Consider the following 1,689-nt stretch of genomic DNA (forward strand, 5'->3'; position numbering starts at 1 on the left):
TGAAGACCTGCCTTCGGCGGGTCGTGACGGGTGGTCGGTCGTTGTTTGAGAACTGCACAGTGGACGCGAGCATCTGTGGCCAAGTTTTTAAGGGCGCACGGTGGATGCCTTGGCACCAGGAACCGATGAAGGACGTGGGAGGCCACGATAGTCCCCGGGGAGCCGTCAACCAGGCTTTGATCCGGGGGTTTCCGAATGGGGAAACCCGGCAGTCGTCATGGGCTGTCACCCATGCCTGAACACATAGGGCATGTGGAGGGAACGAGGGGAAGTGAAACATCTCAGTACCCTCAGGAAGAGAAAACAACCGTGATTCCGGGAGTAGTGGCGAGCGAAACCGGATGAGGCCAAACCGTATGCGTGTGAGACCCGGCAGGGGTTGCGCATGCGGGGTTGTGGGATCTCTCTTGACCGGTCTGCCGGCCGGTCGGTGAGTCAGAAACCGTTGATGTAGGCGAAGGACATGCGAAAGGTCCGGCGTAGAGGGTAAGACCCCCGTAGCCGAAACGTCAGCGGCTTGCCTGAGAGACACCCAAGTAGCACGGGGCCCGAGAAATCCCGTGTGAATCCGGCGGGACCACCCGCCAAGCCTAAATATTCCCTGGTGACCGATAGCGGATAGTACCGTGAGGGAATGGTGAAAAGTACCGCGGGAGCGGAGTGAAATAGTACCTGAAACCGTGTGCCTACAAGCCGTGGGAGCGTCGGGATGGAGCTTGCTCCGTCCTCGTGACTGCGTGCCTTTTGAAGAATGAGCCTGCGAGTTTGCGGTGTGTTGCGAGGTTAACCCGGGTGGGGAAGCCGTAGCGAAAGCGAGTCCGAACAGGGCGTTTCAGTAGCACGCTCAAGACCCGAAGCGGAGTGATCTAGCCATGGGCAGGTTGAAGCGGAGGTAAGACTTCGTGGAGGACCGAACCCACCAGGGTTGAAAACCTGGGGGATGACCTGTGGTTAGGGGTGAAAGGCCAATCAAACTCCGTGATAGCTGGTTCTCCCCGAAATGCATTTAGGTGCAGCGTCGTGTGTTTCTTGCCGGAGGTAGAGCACTGGATAGGCGATGGGCCCTACCGGGTTACTGACCTTAGCCAAACTCCGAATGCCGGTAAGTGAGAGCACGGCAGTGAGACTGTGGGGGATAAGCTCCATGGTCGAGAGGGAAACAGCCCAGAGCATCGACTAAGGCCCCTAAGCGTACGCTAAGTGGGAAAGGATGTGGAGTCGCACAGACAACCAGGAGGTTGGCTTAGAAGCAGCCACCCTTGAAAGAGTGCGTAATAGCTCACTGGTCTAGTGATTCCGCGCCGACAATGTAGCGGGGCTCAAGCGTACCGCCGAAGTCGTGTCATTGCAGCGTGAAGCCCCAACGGGTGCTGTGATGGGTAGGGGAGCGTCGTGTGCCGGGTGAAGCCGCGCCGGAAGGCAGTGGTGGACGGTTCACGAGTGAGAATGCAGGCATGAGTAGCGATACAAACGTGAGAAACGTTTGCGCCGATTGACTAAGGGTTCCTGGGTCAAGCTGATCTGCCCAGGGTAAGTCGGGACCTAAGGCGAGGCCGACAGGCGTAGTCGATGGATAACCGGTTGATATTCCGGTACCCGCTGTGAAGCGTCAAACATCGAACCAGGCGATGCTAAGTCCGTGAAGCCGCCCCGGAGCCTTCGGGCAAAGGGGAGTGGTGGAGCCGACGA

1 rRNA gene (cut by a window edge) is annotated in these 1,689 nt (G+C 58.4%); it reads left to right on the forward strand.

Features of this window, described 5'->3' with window-relative positions:
- Positions 1-77: 77 nt before the first annotated feature.
- Positions 78-1,689 (forward strand): 23S ribosomal RNA (locus tag ACIQGV_RS40785) (it continues 1,608 nt past the right edge of the window).

Source organism: Streptomyces sp. NPDC093094 (genome assembly GCF_044754345.1).
Lineage (GTDB): Bacteria > Actinomycetota > Actinomycetes > Streptomycetales > Streptomycetaceae > Streptomyces.